Genomic DNA, 17,967 nt, shown 5'->3' with positions numbered 1-17,967 from the left:
TGACCCGCCTCGCATTTCCCGGGCAAGCGAGGCTAGGTCATGATGCTGCGACATTCAGATGCCTCCGTTGCTTTCCGGAATGCTGTGACAGTATGCTTTTTGGTCCATCTACCCGTACTTTGCCGCCCTCTATGACGATAACCCTATCGACAAGTTCCAATAGGCTGGTTCGATGGGTTACGATCAGCATAGTTGTGTCGGGGGTCGCCTTTTTGAGCCGCTGAATGACCTCAGCTTCGGTTTTGACGTCCATGGCACTTGTTGGCTCGTCGAGAAGAAGAACCGGAGGTTTACCAATCAGGGCTCTGGCCAAGGCGATGGCCTGCCGTTGTCCCCCTGACAATCCCTCACCGCGCTCTTCCAGATTTTGGTCATAGCCTCCGGGATGGCGAGAGACAAAATCCTCGACCCCAGCGACTTGGCCCGCCCAAATCAGATCCTCATCCCTTGGCCTGATTGCGCCGCTTTTGATATTGTCGCGGATTGACCCGGAAAACAGCCAAATATCTTGCAGAACAGAGCCGATATTGCGCCGCAAATCACCTGGATCAATTTGTCTGATATCGACCCCATCCAATTGAACAGACCCGGCGTCTGGATCGTACAAGCCAAGCATTAGCCGCGCGACCGTGCTTTTCCCCGAGCCGATCGGACCGAGGATTGCAACCTTCTCTCCGGGCGAGATGGTGAATGAAACACCGGACAAGACGTTGTCGTGTTTTTCGGGATAAGCAAACTGGATATTTTCGAAGGTTAATCTCCCTTCAAAGCGATCGCGACTGATCCAGCTCCGCCCTTCGGGGCGTTCACTGTCGGCCTGCATTAAGGCATTAAGGTTTTGATAGGCATTTCGGGCCTGATTAACCCGTGTCAGGGTCTGTGCCAGTTGCCCAAGTGGCGCAAGAGCCCGCCCGGTCAACATGACCGAAGCAACAAGCGCGCCCATGCTTGCCTGACCATCCATCACAAGAAAAACACCGTAGAAAACGATAAGGACCTGGGCGGCCTGTTGGGTAAATCCGGTCAGATTCAAGGCAAATTGAGTCACTGCCCTGCTGCGCGCGCCATGTGATGACTGAAGCTGTATGGCAGCCTCCCACCGCGACCTCATGGGCCGGGCCGCCGCTGTCGTTTTTATGGTCTCCAACCCGGATACAGTTTCGACCAGAACCGATTGCTTGGATTGACCATCGGTGAAGCTTTTCTCGGCAAGGCGAGAAAGTATAGGTTGCACGATGATGCCTGCTAGCAAAACGACAGGCACAGCCAGAGCTGGAACAAGTGCAAGTGGGCCACCGACCAAGTAAATGACAAAGACAAACAATGCTATGAAGGGTAGATCCACGACTGCCACCAAGGTGGCGGATGTGAAAAACTCACGGAGTGTTTCAAATTCACGAATGGTGCTGGCCATGGCTCCTGTCGAACCTGTGCGCGCCTTCATGCGAATGTTGAGGACCTGGTCAAAGACTCTACGGCCCATCGAAATATCTGCTTTCTGGCCAGCCCGATCTATGAATCCTGCCCGCAGAAGTTTGAGTACGAAATCAAAAAGCAGCGCGATCCCAACACCTGCTGTCAAAGCAATCAGAGATTCTGTGGCTTCGTTTGGCAAAACACGGTCATAGACGACCATGATAAAGACCGAGGTAGATAGACCAAGCAGATTTGCCAACGCCGCCGCAAGCGCAACCTGAGTGTAAGACCAACGATTTGCCGTCATGGCGGACCAAAACCAGTGGCCCGAAGCAGAACTGGACCCCGTGGCTAAATCCTCACGGTGATTGCGCCGCAGCAGGATCGCAAACCCTGTATAGACATCTGATAGATCGGTTTGCTGAATTTCACCTATTTCCGAACCAACCTCTGGATCATAGATCAGAACCCGACCATTTGAGGTTCGGCCATGAAACACAACGGATCTTCCCCCTTCAAGAATCAACAACGCAGGAACCAAAGTGTTGTCAAAAGCTGACAAAGCCCTTCTTCCGTATCCCGCCTGGATCCCAACACGCCGTGCCAGTTCCAATGAATCGCGGATTGTAAGCTCTCCGTTCGACCCTGTTTGGGCCGCGAGAATCCCGGCAAAAGTGATTGGACAGTCAAGATGGGCCGCAGCGTGCATCAGACATTTTTCAAAGCACGATAATTCGGGCGTTGCGAAGGCAGGTGTCAATTGTTTCATTGAGAACCCTCAACGGAACTGATTGAAATCCCAAGGAGATCCAGGATGTCACCAGTCAAACTAAGGATTGCGTAGTCTGTCAGGAAATAGTTCTGTTCGGCTAGGATAAGTCTTTCCTGCGCATTCACATAGTCGCGCTGTGCGTCAAGGATTTCGATCAGACTGCGTCGTCCGATTGTGAATTGCGCGCGCGCCGCTGCAACACTGTCAGCATTCGCCTGCGCAGCTATTCGCGCCTCTTTAAGCCGTTGTGCTCCAGCAATTTGGTCAGTGCGAATTGTGTCCAGCTCTCTTTGTATTTCTCGCGTTAGGGATTGATGAACGAATTCCGCTTCGCGAACTTTGGCTTCAGCCGCGGTGATGGTGGCACGGCGCTGTCCAGTAGAGTCCAGCTCATAATTGAAGGACAGGTCGACCCCGAAATTTGCGTCATTGCTATCATCGCGATCCGCAAATGCCGAAACATTCACGCCGGGTTGACGGCGTGCCAAAGCGGCAGAACGTTCTGCCTTGGCGGCAAGCAGGGCCGCTTCCGAACGTCGAATCTGCAGGCTTCCCGTTACGATACTATGATCCGATTGTGAGATCGTCGGCGCTTTGACTGGGGGTTGAAGATCACCTGACGGGCTGCCAAAAACTTCACGAAACCGGGCATCTGCGAGGTCCACTCTGGCTTTTGCATCCGCCAGTCGCGTCCGTGCATCGGCCATCCGCGACCGCGCTGTCAATACATCGGCGTTCGAACCAGCGCCTAATGCAGCCCTCTCGGAAATTTGTTGAACGAGCTGTTGGTGGACTTCCACATTTTTCACCGAAATATCCAGGATTTTCCGTAAATCCAAGACCACTATATAGACCTCAATCGCAGCCAGAGCGGTTGCCGAGGCTGTTGATAACTGGCCGCTGCGACTTTCAAAAACCCGTGCTTTTGCAGCAGTCAAATCACCGGATGCGGCCCCCCCGTCATAAACGAGCTGTGAGATCCGCAGATAAGGGGTCACGTCGGCTGTGTCCGAGTCTACCCGCTCGGATCTGGCGTTGATTCCAAGTGAAACCTGCGGAAGAAAGGCCCCTTTTGCCGCGTCGTGATTGGCTACCGCCACATCCAGCGCGGACATAGATCGCGCGAGGTTGGGGCTGGTCTCGACAGCGTGCCGTACGCGCTTGCCAAAGGAACTGGTGGTCAGTTTCTGAGATGGTTCATGTGTGCGGAAACCCACGGCCCCGGTTGAAAAAGAAGCCTCGACACCGGCAATGTCAGGTGGTTGGGTACAGGCCGATACTATGCTGAAAGAGAGAGCAGAAATCAGAAAACTCAAAAAGCGACCGCATGTGGGCATTTGTCATTCACACTTCATTAGGACCAGATTACGTCATCGGTTTGGGCTTGGGCGAATGCATTCATGAAACCGGTAAGTTCTGAATTTTCGGTGTATTTTACAGATGCACCGGCCTGGGAAATCTGCTTTTGCGCCTGAAAAAGCCATCTGAGATTGGATAATGAAGCCTGATGGCCATAGATCAGGCGTAAGCCTTTTGTTTCGACCAGTTCCAATTTGCGTTTTGCCGATAGCTGTTCCAGGCGTGCAGAGTTGATTTGCAACCAGTTATGTGCAGAGCCGAATTCCAAATTACCGCTCAGGGGCTCAAACAGCCCAAAGGCGTCTATCATTTTGCAAATTTCGGTTGTTCTAATCTGAGAGGTTGCGCGCGCTTTCAAGAAGTTTTGAACTTCTTTCAATTCAGTGCCGAGCGTATCCGGAGTTGAAAAAAAGGGATTGTCAGAGCACTCTTCGGTCAACAGGCCTGAACCTTCATCTACCACCAGCTGAAAGGTGCTGCCGTTATCCATTCGGCGGCACGAAAAGGGGTGGCTGCGCAGTTCGGACGGAATATAGCTGGCCAGCCAACGCCCTTCTGTTGAAACAAATGGCGAGGGTTCACCAGCAAGAAGTGAATATACAGCAATCGGTTCAATTTCTGGGCCGGTCCTGCGAAACACAATTGGAAAAGTGGCTGCAATCTGGAGCACCTCTTCTTCCACGATCACGCTCTCGGTGCGTTCAGCTGCAAAGTCATAAGATGTGAAACGCTTCCAATACCGATGACTGTGACGGTTGAAATTGATCGGAACTAGGCCATTCTGTGCCATTTCTACCTCTTGAAAATCGAGAGTACTGCCACCCGCGTAGGGTGGCAGCGTAGTCGAGCGTCAGGCACTGGCCCCGGTTGGATCGGTATGCAGAATATTGTCAGCAGTAAGCCCGCTGAGGTCATCCAATCCGGTGAAATGGGCCACCGTTTCGACTGTCGCCGCATCGGATGCGGAATAGTCGACCTTGACCAGCACACTGTCAGTTCCATCCGTAGCCAGGACATAGATCTCGTCACCTGCTTCGGCGCCGGTAAGGCTTTCGACCGCTGTCTCGATGGTTTGAGCAGTCAGATCGCTCAGCTCTGTCGTCAAACCAACCACTCCGGTGTCCGCGCCTAGTGCATCCCCTACTGAAAGCGTTTCCACACCTGTTCCGTCGCCGCGCAGGCTGTCGACATCCAATCCACTGAACATGATCGCATCAGCGGTGTCAGTCGCGGGTCCAGTCGTGAAGCCAGTGATCGTATCAACGCCATTTGCTGTTGGGTCCGGCTCGAACACGACAATGTCCCGACCAGCACCTGAGACATCCACTGTGTCATCGCCGTCCTGGCCACGAATGACGTTGTCGATGTTGGTTGCAATCAATGTGTCGTCGCCTGACGTCCCGATCTGCAGCACCGATGGACCACCATCCGGAGTCGTCAACGTCAGAACAATCGGTTCAGAGGCATCTAGAACTGTCATCGTGAATGTGACGATGGGTTGGGACAGGTCGGAATAGGTGGTCGCCGCGCCAGCAAAACTGACGGCTGATCCACTCACCGGGTTCGTCAGGAACAAATCGAATGCCCCATTCTCGACATCTGATCCGGTGTCAAACGTCACCACTGAGGGATCGAAACCCAGTTCGGCTGTGATCGCCAGACCGCTGGACAGATCCGTATCAGGGTCTGCGTAGATTTCAAATGTGACTGTTGATCCACTTTGTCCGGCTTCAGTGATCACATAGGCTGCAGGTTCATGGGCCGTGTTTTCATCCGTAACTGGCAAAGGATCAGGGCCACCTGCCACAGATACCTCTGCGCCAAAGTCCAGATCATCCCCCGCCTCGACTGATGCAAAGGTCGCAACACTTACCAACAGTGTCCAGGTTCCGTCGGCACCGACCGTAGCGGTTCCGACTGACATGGAATTCAACGTCACATCTACAGCCTCGCCTGCGGCAAGGCCTATTGACGTGCCAGAGACAACGACTCCTGAATTTTGGGCGTCATTCAATGAAACGGCACCGTTTGTTCCGGTGTCATTGATTGTCAGGACAGGCCGGAAATCCGTGGCTAACGGGGTGGCGGCGGCGGTAGAGATGTTGCCGGCGGAATCCGTAACCGTCGCTGAAACCTGGAAGGTTGTGCTGTCTGCCAACGCTCCCAAGTCACCGGACGGAACGATTGCTGACCAGGTGCCACTTGAGGCGGTGCCTGTATAGGACTGCCCGTTCAGTGTGACTGTAACCGTTTCCCCATCGGCGGCATCCGTAGTCCCGGTGATCGTCAGGTCACTATCTTTTTCGGATACATCCAGCTCTGACCCGACCGAAAGAGGGTCGATGGTGACCGCTGGTGCTGTATAGTCTGTGTCAAAACTGGTTGATGTCGCTGTTGTGTTCCCAGCCGCATCCGAAGCAGATGCCTCGACATCGTAGGTTTCGCTATCCTGAAGTCCGGCCAAATCCGCGGCTGAGGCGGTATAGGTCCAGGACCCGCCCGTTACGGTCGCCGTGCCGGTGACGTCAACTGTGCCGTCCTGCCGAACGATTTCTACGGTCACAACCGTGCCATCTGCCGTATCAGAGGTTCCGGACACTGTAAGGTCGGTTCCTTGTTCCGCGGCGTTCATGACAGCCCCATCCGACAACCCGGTGATAGAGACCGCCGGTGCTGTGAAATCCGTTGTGAAACTGCCGATGGCCTGCAGGGCAGGGTTTCCAGCCGCGTCCGAGACATCTGCGGTAACATTGACGGTTGCTGCATCGGACAGGGCAGCAAGATCTATCGCCGGGACGGTCGCCGACCAGGTACCGCCAGAGGCGGTTGCGGTGTAGTCCTGCCCATTCATGGAAACGGTTACGGTTTGACCATCCTCAGCGTTCGTTGTTCCAGAGATTGTCAGATCAGTGCCCTGTTCGGCTGCATTCATGACAGCGCCGTCGGAAAAGTTGTCGATGCTTACAGTCGGCGCGGTGGCATCTTTCGAAAGCGGGACACTTGCCTGCGGTGCAGATAGGCCGTCTGTGTCAAGCACATCCGCCGTGATCGTGAAATCGCCCCCATCTGCCAGCGATGCAAGATCGCTTGCAGGGACGGTGACGCTCCAACTGCCGCCGCTGACTGAACCGGTGTAGGTTTGTCCATCCAGGGTGACTGTCACCACCTGGCCGTCCTGAACATTTCCTGTTGTGCCACTGATGGTCAGGTCGGAGGCGGTTTCGGCAGCGTTGATGACCGCGCCAACTGACAATGGCGCGATATTCACCGAGGGTCCCGTCAGATCGACCGGAACCGAGGCGGTGACCGGTACCGATGGGTTTCCTGCCACATCATCTACGACAACACTTACCGTGGCCGGAATTCCGGTGGAAAGCGAGCCGAGGTCGCCGCTGGGTATGGTGACACTCCAAGTACCGCCTGACACGGTGCCGGTATATGCTTGGCCATCGAACGTCACAGTGACCGTCTGACCGTCTGTGGCGGACGTTGACCCGGACACAACCAGATCAGAGCTAATGTCCCCCAGGCCGATCGAGCCGCCAGAGACCGGATCAAGCGTGATCGTTGGAGCGCTAAAGTCTGTGTCAAAGCTTGCGCTTGTCTGTACCGCCGGATTACCCGCGCGGTCGTCGACATCGGCAGTCACTGAAACGGTCACCCCGTCAGGCAGGGCGGCCAGGTCTGTGGCTGGCACGGTAACACTCCAGTGGCCGCCGCCATTCACTGTCCCAGTATAAGTCTGCCCGTTTACAGATACCGTTACTGTTTGACCTCTCTCGGCGTCAGAAGTGCCCGAGATTGTAAGATCAGTCGCTTGCTCGGCGGCATTCAGAATGGCCCCGACCGAAAAGCCCGTAATGCTGACCGTCGGTGGAAGAGTGTCCACATCAAATCTTACCGTTTCGACCGATACTTCCTCACCCGCTCCATCCAGGTTGCGGACGGTGACTGTTGTCACACCTTGAGGAAGGCTAGCCGCCTCAACCGCCGTAAGGGAAATACTCCAACTGCCATCTGGATTGGGCGTTGCCGTCTTGGTCAGTGACCCGATTGTCACCTCGACCGTTGTGGTTCCGGTCGGTGCCATCAGGTTTGCGCTGGCGCTGTTCAATGCGTTCGCTTGCAGACCAGCAAGGTTCAGGCTTTGGATATCCGGCGCGGGCGCCGGAGCCTCGTCATCTCCACCGCCACCGCCACCACCTCCTCCTGCTGCGGCTGCACCCGCCAGACCAAGGCCCCCCAAAACAGCACCGGCGCCGCTAACGCCGCCAGCGGCTGCTGCGGCTCCCCCGGCTTCGGCGGCCAGTGCGAATTGCGCGATTTCCGCCGCCGCATCTTCGGCAATCATGATGGAGCCGCCATCCAGGATATGAACATTCTCTGCCGAGACCAAAATCGTGCGCCCATCTTCCAATTTGAGAAGAACATCGCCATTTGCCAGTAGCTTTGCGCTGTTAACGCCGGGAATCGCATCAGCGAATTGGAAGGTGTCCAGTTCTTCGGTCGTGGCCTGTGCCAACGCAGGAAGGGCAAGCAAGGCCGAACTTAGGCTGCCTGCGATGCCGCGCCCGACCCAGCGGCGCATTTTGTTGTCGATCCACTTGCGTATCTGTTGCCGCTGACCCGCATCGGGCCGGGTACTTGCAGGATTGCGTGTCATATCAGGTGTTTTGGTCATCTTGCCCTCACATGCTGTTTCCGCGCTGAAATCATGGGCAGCCACGTTTTGTTCATGTGTGTTGCCCATCGGATGTTCATGCGGTCGGACCAGAAAAAATTGTGTTAAACTGAAACCGAACTCCTCGTTTTCACCACAATCCCGCTTTGGTATTGGACCGGGCATCAGATCATCCTGTTCAAGAGCCAGATTTTGGCGTGGGGTGATTTGGTATGATGCTTCAGTTCGGCGGAGTAGTTGCAACAGGGAGCGCAGCGCTCGATTCAGGTATCGGCGATACGGCTTTAGAAACGTTTAACGGGGAAACGTATCTGTACAGCCTGACCGGACAGGGAGGGGGCATTGTTGTATGGCACCTCGTCGAAGGCGCGGTTCCCCAGCAGCAAGACATAGAATATTTCAGTGGTACAATCTCGGGCACAGTTGGACGTTCCGGGGTAACGGTTTCTCTGTTGGGGGGCGATCACATCGTTCTGGATGTCAGGTCCGCAGCCGGCCTTGTCAGCTACGAAATCCTTCCAGACGGATCTATCGGAGAATTACAGGAAACCGGGACCCTGAGCGGTGGGGGTGGCTATTCGGCCTTAGTGCAGGTTTCCTTTGGATCGGTCGACATTCTGGCCGTGGCGCAAGAGGGCAGCGGGTTGATTTCGACCTATACGGTCGGCTCAGATGGCTCACTGACCTTTGCAGGGGCCGTTGCAGGTCAGGCCGACTCGATCCAGACCGCTCACTCCGGGTCGGATCATTTTGTCGTCGCAGCCGACGCCACCAGCAATTCGATAACGACCTATTTGGTGGACAGCAGCGCGGGAACCTTGAGCCTCGCAGATTCCGGCGATGGGGTCTCGACCTTGGGCATTGGCGCCCCAACGGCCGTCGAAATTGTGCAGGCGCATGGCCAATCCTGGGTCATCGTTGCTGGCAGCGAAAGCAACACGATCAGCGTCATGGAGCTGTCTGGTGATGGCCGGTTGATACCCACCGATCATGTCCTGGATACACTGAATACCCGCTTTGAATCGGCTCAGGACCTGGCCGTGGTCGAAGTGAATGGTCAGGTGTTTGTCGTGGCCGGGGGAGGCGATGATGGGGTGACACTGTTTACCCTGACACCGGATGGTCAACTGGTCTATCTGGACAGTTTTGCCGATACGTTGAGCACCGGGCTGCAAAATGTCGAATCGCTCAGCGTGGCCCATGTCGGGGACGAAATTCAGATCTTTGCGGCCTCACAAGAAGAGGCTGGGTTGACGCAGCTTACTTTTTCGGTCGCTGACCTGGGTATCGTCGCGGACGGTTATGGGACAGTCACTGGCACCGCGCAGAACGATATGCTCAGTGGCAGCATCCTTGATGCCTCTCTACTTGGCGGCGGCGGCGATGACATCCTGATAGCGGGGATTGGGGCCACTACGATGACCGGCGGTTCCGGGTCTGATATCTTTGTGATGCAGACCGGAACCGCGATGACAACGATTACCGATTTTGAAGTCGGATCGGACAGGCTGGATCTGTTTGACTATCCATTTCTGCGCTCACCTGGACAGCTCACTTTTACGTCCACCGTGCAAGGTGCGCAGATCGAGTATCTGGATAATGTGGTTCAGGTGTTTTCGGCGTCAGGTGCTCCGCTGACCAGTTCAGATGTCTTTGGCGCCGGATTTGGCGGACCAGACCATATTCCGGTGGATTTGAACGGTTTGGGCGGGCTCGACCCGGACAGTTCGGCAGGCATTCAAGGGGATATTACCATTGATTCACAAGCTGCAAATCCCGGCCTGTCAAACGCTGAAATACGTTTCAACCCGGAAGGGGGCGGCGCGGTTAGTGTCCAAGCCGACGATGAAGGGAGGTTCGATCTGGATCTGCCTTCGGGCACATTTATCGGTGAACTGGATATCATAAAGTCCTATTCGGCTGGGACCGGCGAGATCACCGCTCTGGACGCATTGCAGGTCTTGCGACTTTCCGTGGGACTGGACCCGACATGGGGGCAGGCAGCACCGGAAAACCTGATTGCGGCCGATATAAATCAAGATGGCCTCATCAACGCTCTGGATGCGCTGGCTATCTTGCAGATCGCCGTCGGATTGCCCACAGCGCATGAGGCAGAGTGGGTGTTTCTGGACGCAGATGCCGATTTGTCGGGGATCACAAGTTCAAACGTGACCTACGAAACCGGTGTCGATGTCGTCGCGGTAGACGGAGTGATCACGACTGACATGACTTCGATCCTGTTGGGCAATCTCGAAGCGGTTTAAAGACGACGGAATCTATTCCCGGAAGGCCCTGTTAAAGTAATCGGCCATCGGTTTTATCAGATATGAAAACGGGGATCGCTCGTCCGTCTTGATCATCGCTTCGACTGGCATGCCGGGTACAAGGCGTTGCCCGTTCAGGCGCTCGATCTGGTTGGCATCAGGTAACATTTCAGCGCGATAAAATGTGTGTCCGGTGTTCTCATCAGTGAACGTATCGGCAGAAATCGTGACAACATGCCCTTCGATTTCGGGGGTTTCGCGTTGGTTGAAGGCGGGAAATCGCAGGAGGGCGGGCTGCCCAATATACACTTGGTCCACATGAATCGCATCTACGCGAGCGGCGATCAGCAGAGGAATTTCCTGCGGTACGACATACATCATCGGTTCTGCCGGTTGCACTACCGAATGCAGTGCAAACACCTGGCTTCCATAGACTGTACCGGAAACCGGCGCCCTAATATCCAGCCGCGATAGACGAACAGCCAACGAGAGCCTGCGTTCAGACAGTTCCGCGATTTTCGATTGCGCATCGCGTAGGGCGGTGATTGCTTCTTCGCGGCGTGTCGCCTGCAGTTCTACAATCTTGATCTCGGTTGCCGCGATTTGGCCTTTGAGCCGCGCGGCAGCCGCTTCGAGCCTGCCTATTTCACCTGTCAGGCTGGCTTCTTCGCGTTGCAAGGCGGATACCCGACTGGCTTGTGTCAGGCCGCGTTGAAGCAGGCTTTGCTGGTCCTGCAGCTCCTCCTGTATCAGATCGACCTGACGGCGCAGCGAGACCAGTTGCGCCAAGGTGCCCTCGATCTCGCTTTCTATCTGAATGCGTTGCTTGCTCAACTGCTGAGTCTGCTGATTTAGGGTATTCAGACGTGCCTCGAACAGGCGTTGCTGGCCGGCGATCAGCTCAGGGTCAATGTCTTCTTGTTTCTGTACGTCGTTCAGCGCGGATGTCAAAACAGTCAGATCAGTGCCATCGCGTTCGGCCTGAAGCCGTGCCTTTCGGACGAGTAATTCAAACAGCTGCGCCTCAATGATGGTCTTTTCCGAGGTCAGAAACGTGTCATCCAGACGTAACAGAATGTCGCCGCCGGTGACGGAATCACCGTCGCGCACAAAAATCTCGCCGACCACGCCACCGTCTGGATGCTCGACTACCTGGCGGTTGCTTTGAACTTCGATGACGCCCTGCGATACAATGGCGCCTGCCAGCCTGGTCTGCACCGCCCAAAAGCCCAACCCGCCGATTAAAATAGCCAGTGCGAGAAACCCGACCAGAGCAGGAAATGTAATGCGCCAAACAGGGCGCGTATCATTATGATTGGGCTTTTGCATTACTCACCCACCCGTGCCAGACCTTTTTTGATCGCATTTGCGTTCTGAACCATGGCGCTTAGCACCTCATCGCGGCTGCCGGATTTCACGACCTGGCCATTTTCAACAACAGCAAGATCGTCGCATTCCGAAATGGCCTGTGGTCGGTGCGTCATGATGATGGCTGATTTGCCCGCGGCCTTCAGTTCTCGGATAGCGGTGTTCAATGCCTCAGTGCCATCAGCATCCAGAGCCGAGTTCGGCTCGTCCAGGATCAGCAGGACAGGATCTCCATACAAAGCGCGCGCCAGAGCAATACGTTGCTTTTGGCCACCCGACAGTTGACTGTCATTGCCTTCCAGAAACGTGTCGTACCCCTTTTCCAATGTCAGGATCAGGTCATGAGCCTTGGCTTTCTTGGCTGCAGCGATGACCGCTTCCGAATCCGGGTTTTGGGACATCCGGGCGATGTTTTCGGTCACTGTTCCGTTGAACAAAGTGACTTCCTGCGGCAGATAGCCGATGTGTTGGCCCAAATCATCAGTCCCGTATTGATCCAGTGTAGCGCCTCCAAGCCTGATTTCGCCAACGGCCGGTTTCCACAATCCTAACAGGGCCTTGGCAAGCGTGGATTTTCCTGACCCGCTTTTGCCGATCACGCCCAAAGCTTTGCCCGGTTCTAGTTTCAGTGAAACGTTCCTGAGTGTCGGTAAATCGGCGCCGGGTGGTACAACGGTCAGTCCTTTGGCGATCAGGCGCGCATCTGGTACAGGCAATTTGGTCCGGTCCGGCTCGGGCGGGGTGGTGTCCAGGAATCGGTTCAGTGAAATCCACGCAGATCGCGCACGCTCCACCAATGCCCATTGGCCCACCGCCTGCTCGACCGGGGCCAATGCGCGCCCAAGCAGGATGGACCCTGCAATCATTGCCCCAGGGGACAGTTCGTTTCTTAAAACCAGCAAAGCTCCCAATGCCAGCATGGCAGATTGCAAGAACAGCCGCATCGACTTGGTTAATGAGGTAAAGCTTCCGGTCCAATCGCTGGCCGAGATGGTCTGTCTCAGCGCATCGGTCCTCTGGGTCAGCCAGCGTTGCGAGATGTCGTGCTGCATTCCTTGCGAGCGGACAACTTCTGCGGCTTGTCTGGCATGTTCCGAGAATGAGCCTGCCCGCGCCGAGGCCTGCTGTGCAGCGGCAACCTTTCTATGAGTGAGCGCCTGATTAAGCAGAGCGATGACAATCAGGATCGCGCCACCCGCAACCGCAAGCCATCCAAGCATCGGGTGGAATAGGAAGATTGCTGCCAGAAAAACCGGTGTCCAGGGGATATCCATTACGGCCAGCAAAACAGGTGAGGAACACAGGTTCTGGATTGCCTCAAGGTCGCGCAAGGCAGTGGCTGGGGCTGCACGGGCCTGCGGAACAAGAGATTTTCGCAGCGTTGCCTCGAACACCCGCTCGTCCAGTTGCGACTGGAACCTCGCTCCGAACCGCGCAACGATACGTCCTCGCGCAAAATCCAGCATGGCCATAAGGCTATATAATAGAGCGACAATCAGAAACAGCGCCGTGAGGGTTTCAACCGCCCGAGAGGCAAGGACCCGGTCATAAACCTGCAGCATGAATAAAGGCCCCGTCAGCATCAGCAGGTTGACAAAGATGCTGAACAGGAAGGCCAGTGCCAGAAATGACAGCCCCTTGTTGCGCACCTTGCGCAACTCATGTCTGGCAGGCAGGGACCTGGGAATTTCAGAGCTCACGTTGTTAGCCTTGGGTTACTGTTCGATACGGGCATTTGCGCCTTAATTTCTTGCACATTAGCCTTTGGTAAGCCTAATGCAAATGTGCGACTTACCGGTTCAGGGAAATGGGCTGATATGTCAACATGATCACCACAGTCTCAAGCGGGTTTCTGCCAGACTGGGGCGATGGATCGCAAGGTGCTAACCGCTGCACTCAGATGAGCAACTTACGATCTGTAGGAAAGCAAAAACTGACGAACCTGAATCCGGCGTCAGCCTGAATTCTATTGATGCAGGTCAATGCGCAGCGCCAGCGAATGGCGTTCATGTAGAACCGTTCAGGTCGCCTCGGGGTCATTCATCCTTAGAAATCTCATATTGAGACTGTATGAAGAGACCGGAAGTTTCGAAACCCAATCTCAGCTCTTTTAGGAGTTTGATGACATGAAGCTCAAGTTTCCAACTGCATATACAATTCTGTTTGCGTTGATAGCACTGGTCGCCATTGCAACCTGGTTTGTTCCCGCTGGCCAATATGACCGCGTCGCTAACGAAGCCCTGGGACGCGATGTTCCGGTACCGGGCAGCTATCAGGTTGTCGAGCCCAATCCGCAGGGGTTCTATGATGTCGTACTGGCCCCTATCGGGGGGTTCTATGACCCTGTCAGTTATGAAGCGCGGGCGATTGATGTTGCACTTTTTGTGCTGGTGATTGGCGGTTTTTTGGGAGTTGTAACGCGAACCGGGGCGATTGACGCCGGGATTGCGCGCGCAATGGTGCGTCTGAAGGGGCGCGAGAAATGGATGATCCCCATCTTGATGGCCTTCTTTGCTGCGGGGGGCACAATCTATGGCATGGCCGAAGAGTCACTGGCTTTTTACGCGCTGATCATCCCAGTGATGATTGCCGCGCGCTATGACGCGGTAGTGGGTGTGGCCATCATCATGCTGGGGGCGGGGGTTGGCACGCTGGGATCGACGATTAACCCGTTTGCCACAGTCATCGCCTCGGATGCGGCGGGGGTGCCCTTCACCAATGGCATAATGCTGCGCTTTGCGCTGTTGCTGGCATGCTGGTTGGCTTGTGTGGTTTTTGTCATGCGATATGCAGCCAAGGTCAAAGCCGATCCGGATCTGTCCTTCGTTGCCGACAAGCGCGAAAGCAATGAGGCGCATTTCCTCAAAGGTGGCCGCACGGGCGGTGAAGCTCCGACCTTTACGAGTATGCATGGGCTGATCCTTTTGATCTTTGCGGCCAGCTTTGGCGTGATGATCTGGGGTGTCGCGGCAGGAGGCTGGTGGATGGCCGAGATGTCCGGCCTGTTCATTGTGTCCTCGATAGTCGTGGGATTGATCGCACGGATCGGGGAAGAGGAGTTCACCTCGACCTTCGTTGACGGTGCCCGGGATTTGCTGGGCGTTGCGCTGGTGATCGGGATCGCACGCGGGATCGTAGTGGTCATGGACGCAGGAAGCATCACAGATACCATTTTGTATTGGGCCGAAGGTGCCGTGGATGGTTTGGGCAAAGTGGCCTTTATCAATGCGATGTTCGCCTTGCAGGGGCTGTTGTCCTTCCTCGTCCCGTCATCCTCGGGCCTGGCGGTTCTGACCATGCCGATCATGGCGCCGCTAGCAGACTTTTCCGGCGTAGAACGGTCCTTGGTCGTGACGGCCTATCAGTCAGCCAGCGGTTTGGTGAACCTGATTAACCCCACCTTTGCGGTGGTCATGGGCGGGCTTGCCCTGGGGCGTGTGCCCTATGAACGCTGGCTCAGGTTCATTTGGCCGCTTTTACTGATCCTGATCGTCATCATCATGGCCGGGCTCAGCCTTTCCGCGTTGGCATGAGGTCGCATTATGCCCACCGACACCCGATCTAAACCCAAAGGAACCCTTGGGTTCTGGATGTGCACCGCGCTGGTGGTGGGCAATATGATCGGGTCCGGTATTTTCCTGCTGCCGTCTTCTTTGGCCGTGTTCGGGCCAATCTCGATGGCGGGATGGGTTCTGACCGCAGGTGGCGCGATTGTGCTGGCCCTGATCTTTGGTCGGCTGGCGCGATTGTCTTCCAATACCGGCGGGCCATACGCTTATGCGCGCGAGGGCTTTGGTGATTTTGCCGGTTTCCTGATTGCTTGGGGCTATTGGATCGCGCTGTGGTCTGGGAATGCCGCCGTTGCCGTCGCCTTTGCTGGCTATCTCAGCTTTATGGTGCCCGCCATTGGGGAAACTGCGCTCGCGGGATTGGCGGTCTCACTTGGTGCGATTTGGCTGCTCACCTGGGTCAATCTGCGCGGCGTTCGGCAGGCCGGGATTGTGCAAGTGGTGACCACGGTGATGAAGCTGGCCCCGCTGCTGGTGCTGATCCTGCTGGGACTGTCCCATGTCCAACCGGCCAACTTCCGGCCGGCCAACCTTAGTGGAATGTCGAACATATCGGCGATCTCGGCCTGCGCGGCGTTGACGCTTTGGGCCTTTGTGGGGCTCGAATCCGCAACGGTTCCGGCGGGCGATGTCAGGAACCCTACCAAAACGATCCCTCTTGCGACGATTGTCGGAACCTGTGTTGCCGCATTGGTCTATATCGCCACGACCTATGTGGCGCTTGGGGTGGTGCCATCCGGCACGCTGGCCGGAAGCAACGCACCGCTGGCGGATGTTGCGCATGTGATGTGGGGGTTTGGCGGTGCGGTATTCATCGCGGTCGGGGCCTGCGTTTCGACCTTCGGCACGCTCAACGGATTTGTGCTGCTGACCGGGCAAGTGCCACTGGGCGCGGCGCGTGACGGGTTGTTCCCGGCCGGTTTTGCCCGGGTGTCACGGACTGGTACGCCGGCATTTGGCCTGATCTCCTCAAGCCTGCTAGCCAGCGCTTTGATCGCTATGAACTATACCCGATCCCTGGCTGAACAGTTTGAATTCATCATTCTGTTGGCCACCCTATCCACGCTGGTTCCCTACCTGCTGTGCGCAGGTGCCGAGATTATGATCCGCGCAAAACGCAAAGAACGCACCCGCCTGCCACCGCAGGCCTTTGTGCTGGCGGGTCTCGGTTTTGTCTATTCATTCTGGGCGATTTTCGGCGCTGGAAAAGACGTCGTTTTCTGGGGCGTCCTGTTGCTGTTGGCTGGGTTGCCCATCCATGTCTGGCTGCGTTGGCAGTCCGGCGCGATTACATCAAAGGAGATATCATGACTGGATTTGGCGCACATTCCGAGATTGGGAAACTTCGAAAGGTGATGGTCTGCGAACCGGGTCTGGCCCATTCCCGCCTGACCCCCGGCAATGCGGCAGAGTTGCTTTATGACGATGTCCTTTGGGTGCACAAAGCCCGCTCTGACCATGCCGATTTCCGCATGAAGATGGAGGATCGCGGGGTTCAGGTTTTAGAATTCCAGACGCTGCTTGCAGAAACGCTGAAGGACAAGGGAGCCCGTAATTGGGTTCTGGACCGCCGCATTACCGAAAATCAGGTGGGCGTCGGTATGCTGAATGAGCTGCGCGGCTGGTTGGATGAGATGGCGGCCAAGGATCTGGCCAGATATCTGATCGGCGGCATCGCGGTCGAAGATATGCCGTTCAAACCCTCAGGTATGTTCGGCAGCTATCTGGGGCCATTGGGCTTTGTGATTCCACCGATTCCAAATACGCAGTTCACTCGTGACAACAGTTGCTGGATCTATGGCGGCGTGACGGTCAACCCGATGTACTGGCCGGCGCGGCGCCCCGAAACCCTGTTGGTGACCGCGATCTACAAGTTCCACCCCGAGTTCCGCGACGCAGATTTCGAGATCTGGTGGGGTGACCCAGACAAGGATCACGGTGCCGCCACGGTCGAAGGCGGTGATGTCATGCCCTGGGGCAATGGCAGTGTGTTGATTGGCATGGGCGAACGCACCAGTCCGCAGGCGGTTGGTCAAGTCGCCCGCGCTCTGTTTGCCAAAGGCGCGGCGGAGAGGGTTGTTGCCTGTCAGATGCCCCGCAGCCGCGCGGCTATGCATCTGGATACAGTGTTCAGCCATTGCGACCGTGAGACCGCGACTGCCTATGTTGATGTCTGTAACGACATCCAGTGCATCAGCCTGCGCCCCGGAAACAAAGAGGACACGATCGACTTCCGGCGCGATGACAAACATCTGTTCGAAGTGGCCGCCGAATGCTTGGGGATCAAATCTCTGAACATCGTTCAGACAGGCGGAGACGCATTCAATCAGGAACGCGAGCAGTGGGACGACGGCAACAACGTGGTGGCGTTAGAGCCCGGCGTGGTCGTTGCCTATGACCGTAACACCTATACCAACACGCTGCTGCGCAAGGCGGGGGTCGAGGTGATCACGATCTCGGGCTCGGAACTGGGGCGTGGGCGAGGCGGCGGGCATTGCATGACCTGCCCGATCTGGCGTGACCCCGTTGATTATTGAA

At 56.1% G+C, this 17,967-nt stretch carries 10 protein-coding genes; 4 read left to right on the top strand and 6 right to left on the bottom strand.

All coding sequences use genetic code 11. The features are described from left to right. Window positions 1-37: 37 nt before the first annotated feature. The 4 genes from AC2FIM_RS08540 to AC2FIM_RS08525 all read right to left on the bottom strand — a co-directional run bounded on the left by AC2FIM_RS08540 (window position 38) and on the right by AC2FIM_RS08525 (window position 8,297). A complete protein-coding gene (locus AC2FIM_RS08540) occupies window positions 38-2,185 on the bottom strand; it encodes a type I secretion system permease/ATPase (protein ID WP_271948980.1) in 2,148 nt (715 codons plus the stop codon). Then, on the bottom strand, window positions 2,182-3,405 hold the full coding sequence (locus tag AC2FIM_RS08535; protein WP_271948977.1) for a TolC family protein: 1,224 nt from the start codon (window positions 3,403-3,405) through the stop codon (window positions 2,182-2,184). Before AC2FIM_RS08535 ends, AC2FIM_RS08540 begins: the two co-directional genes overlap by 4 nt. Before the next feature lie 137 nt (window positions 3,406-3,542). Then, the gene (locus AC2FIM_RS08530) at window positions 3,543-4,337 is read right to left on the bottom strand and encodes a SapC family protein (protein WP_271948974.1); all 795 of its coding nucleotides are present in this window, start codon (window positions 4,335-4,337) and stop codon (window positions 3,543-3,545) included. Window positions 4,338-4,397: 60 nt separating this feature from the next. Continuing rightward, window positions 4,398-8,297: a beta strand repeat-containing protein gene (locus AC2FIM_RS08525; RefSeq protein ID WP_496676922.1), complete on the bottom strand. Its 3,900-nt coding sequence runs from the start codon at window positions 8,295-8,297 to the stop codon at window positions 4,398-4,400. Window positions 8,298-8,440: 143 nt separating this feature from the next. On the opposite strand from AC2FIM_RS08525, the gene AC2FIM_RS08520 reads away from it, so the two are divergent. After that, window positions 8,441-10,492, top strand: a complete 2,052-nt coding sequence (locus AC2FIM_RS08520; RefSeq protein WP_496676925.1) for a beta-propeller fold lactonase family protein — start codon at window positions 8,441-8,443, stop codon at window positions 10,490-10,492. A gap of 12 nt (window positions 10,493-10,504) precedes the next feature. Here the strand turns inward: AC2FIM_RS08520 and AC2FIM_RS08515 are convergent, their stop codons facing one another. Beyond that, window positions 10,505-11,821, bottom strand: coding sequence for an HlyD family type I secretion periplasmic adaptor subunit (locus tag AC2FIM_RS08515; protein WP_496731922.1), 1,317 nt, complete (start codon window positions 11,819-11,821; stop codon window positions 10,505-10,507). Continuing rightward, complete coding sequence (locus AC2FIM_RS08510; RefSeq protein ID WP_416383920.1) at window positions 11,821-13,560, bottom strand: type I secretion system permease/ATPase; 1,740 nt, start codon at window positions 13,558-13,560, stop codon at window positions 11,821-11,823. The genes AC2FIM_RS08515 and AC2FIM_RS08510 overlap by 1 nt, the downstream gene beginning before the upstream one ends. Window positions 13,561-13,986: 426 nt before the next feature. Between AC2FIM_RS08510 and AC2FIM_RS08505 the strand changes: the two genes are divergently transcribed. From AC2FIM_RS08505 to AC2FIM_RS08495, 3 genes are read left to right on the top strand one after another with little or no spacing between them, the layout of a single operon-like run. After that, window positions 13,987-15,393, top strand: a complete 1,407-nt coding sequence (locus tag AC2FIM_RS08505; protein ID WP_496676931.1) for a YfcC family protein — start codon at window positions 13,987-13,989, stop codon at window positions 15,391-15,393. Between the two features lie 9 nt (window positions 15,394-15,402). Beyond that, complete coding sequence (locus AC2FIM_RS08500) at window positions 15,403-16,740, top strand: amino acid permease (RefSeq protein WP_281972892.1); 1,338 nt, start codon at window positions 15,403-15,405, stop codon at window positions 16,738-16,740. Next, window positions 16,737-17,966 (top strand): arginine deiminase, encoded by a 1,230-nt coding sequence (locus AC2FIM_RS08495; protein WP_282021776.1) that lies wholly within the window; start codon window positions 16,737-16,739, stop codon window positions 17,964-17,966. The genes AC2FIM_RS08500 and AC2FIM_RS08495 overlap by 4 nt, the downstream gene beginning before the upstream one ends. Window position 17,967 lies beyond the last annotated feature (1 nt).

The organism is Ruegeria sp. CDSC052, from assembly GCF_059610685.1.
The sequence above is the reverse complement of the archived record's forward strand: the minus strand, read 5'-3'. Positions and strand labels throughout refer to the sequence as shown.

Excerpts from the sequence above, each read along its gene's own strand:
- AC2FIM_RS08540 (WP_271948980.1), bottom strand. The coding sequence starts at position 2,185 with ATGAAACAATTGACACCTGCCTTCGCAACGCCCGAATTATCGTGCTTT.
- AC2FIM_RS08530 (WP_271948974.1), bottom strand. The coding sequence starts at position 4,337 with ATGGCACAGAATGGCCTAGTTCCGATCAATTTCAACCGTCACAGTCAT.
- AC2FIM_RS08525 (WP_496676922.1), bottom strand. The coding sequence starts at position 8,297 with ATGGGCAACACACATGAACAAAACGTGGCTGCCCATGATTTCAGCGCG.
- AC2FIM_RS08520 (WP_496676925.1), top strand. The coding sequence starts at position 8,441 with ATGATGCTTCAGTTCGGCGGAGTAGTTGCAACAGGGAGCGCAGCGCTC.
- AC2FIM_RS08515 (WP_496731922.1), bottom strand. The coding sequence starts at position 11,821 with ATGCAAAAGCCCAATCATAATGATACGCGCCCTGTTTGGCGCATTACA.
- AC2FIM_RS08505 (WP_496676931.1), top strand. The coding sequence starts at position 13,987 with ATGAAGCTCAAGTTTCCAACTGCATATACAATTCTGTTTGCGTTGATA.
- AC2FIM_RS08500 (WP_281972892.1), top strand. The coding sequence starts at position 15,403 with ATGCCCACCGACACCCGATCTAAACCCAAAGGAACCCTTGGGTTCTGG.
- AC2FIM_RS08495 (WP_282021776.1), top strand. The coding sequence starts at position 16,737 with ATGACTGGATTTGGCGCACATTCCGAGATTGGGAAACTTCGAAAGGTG.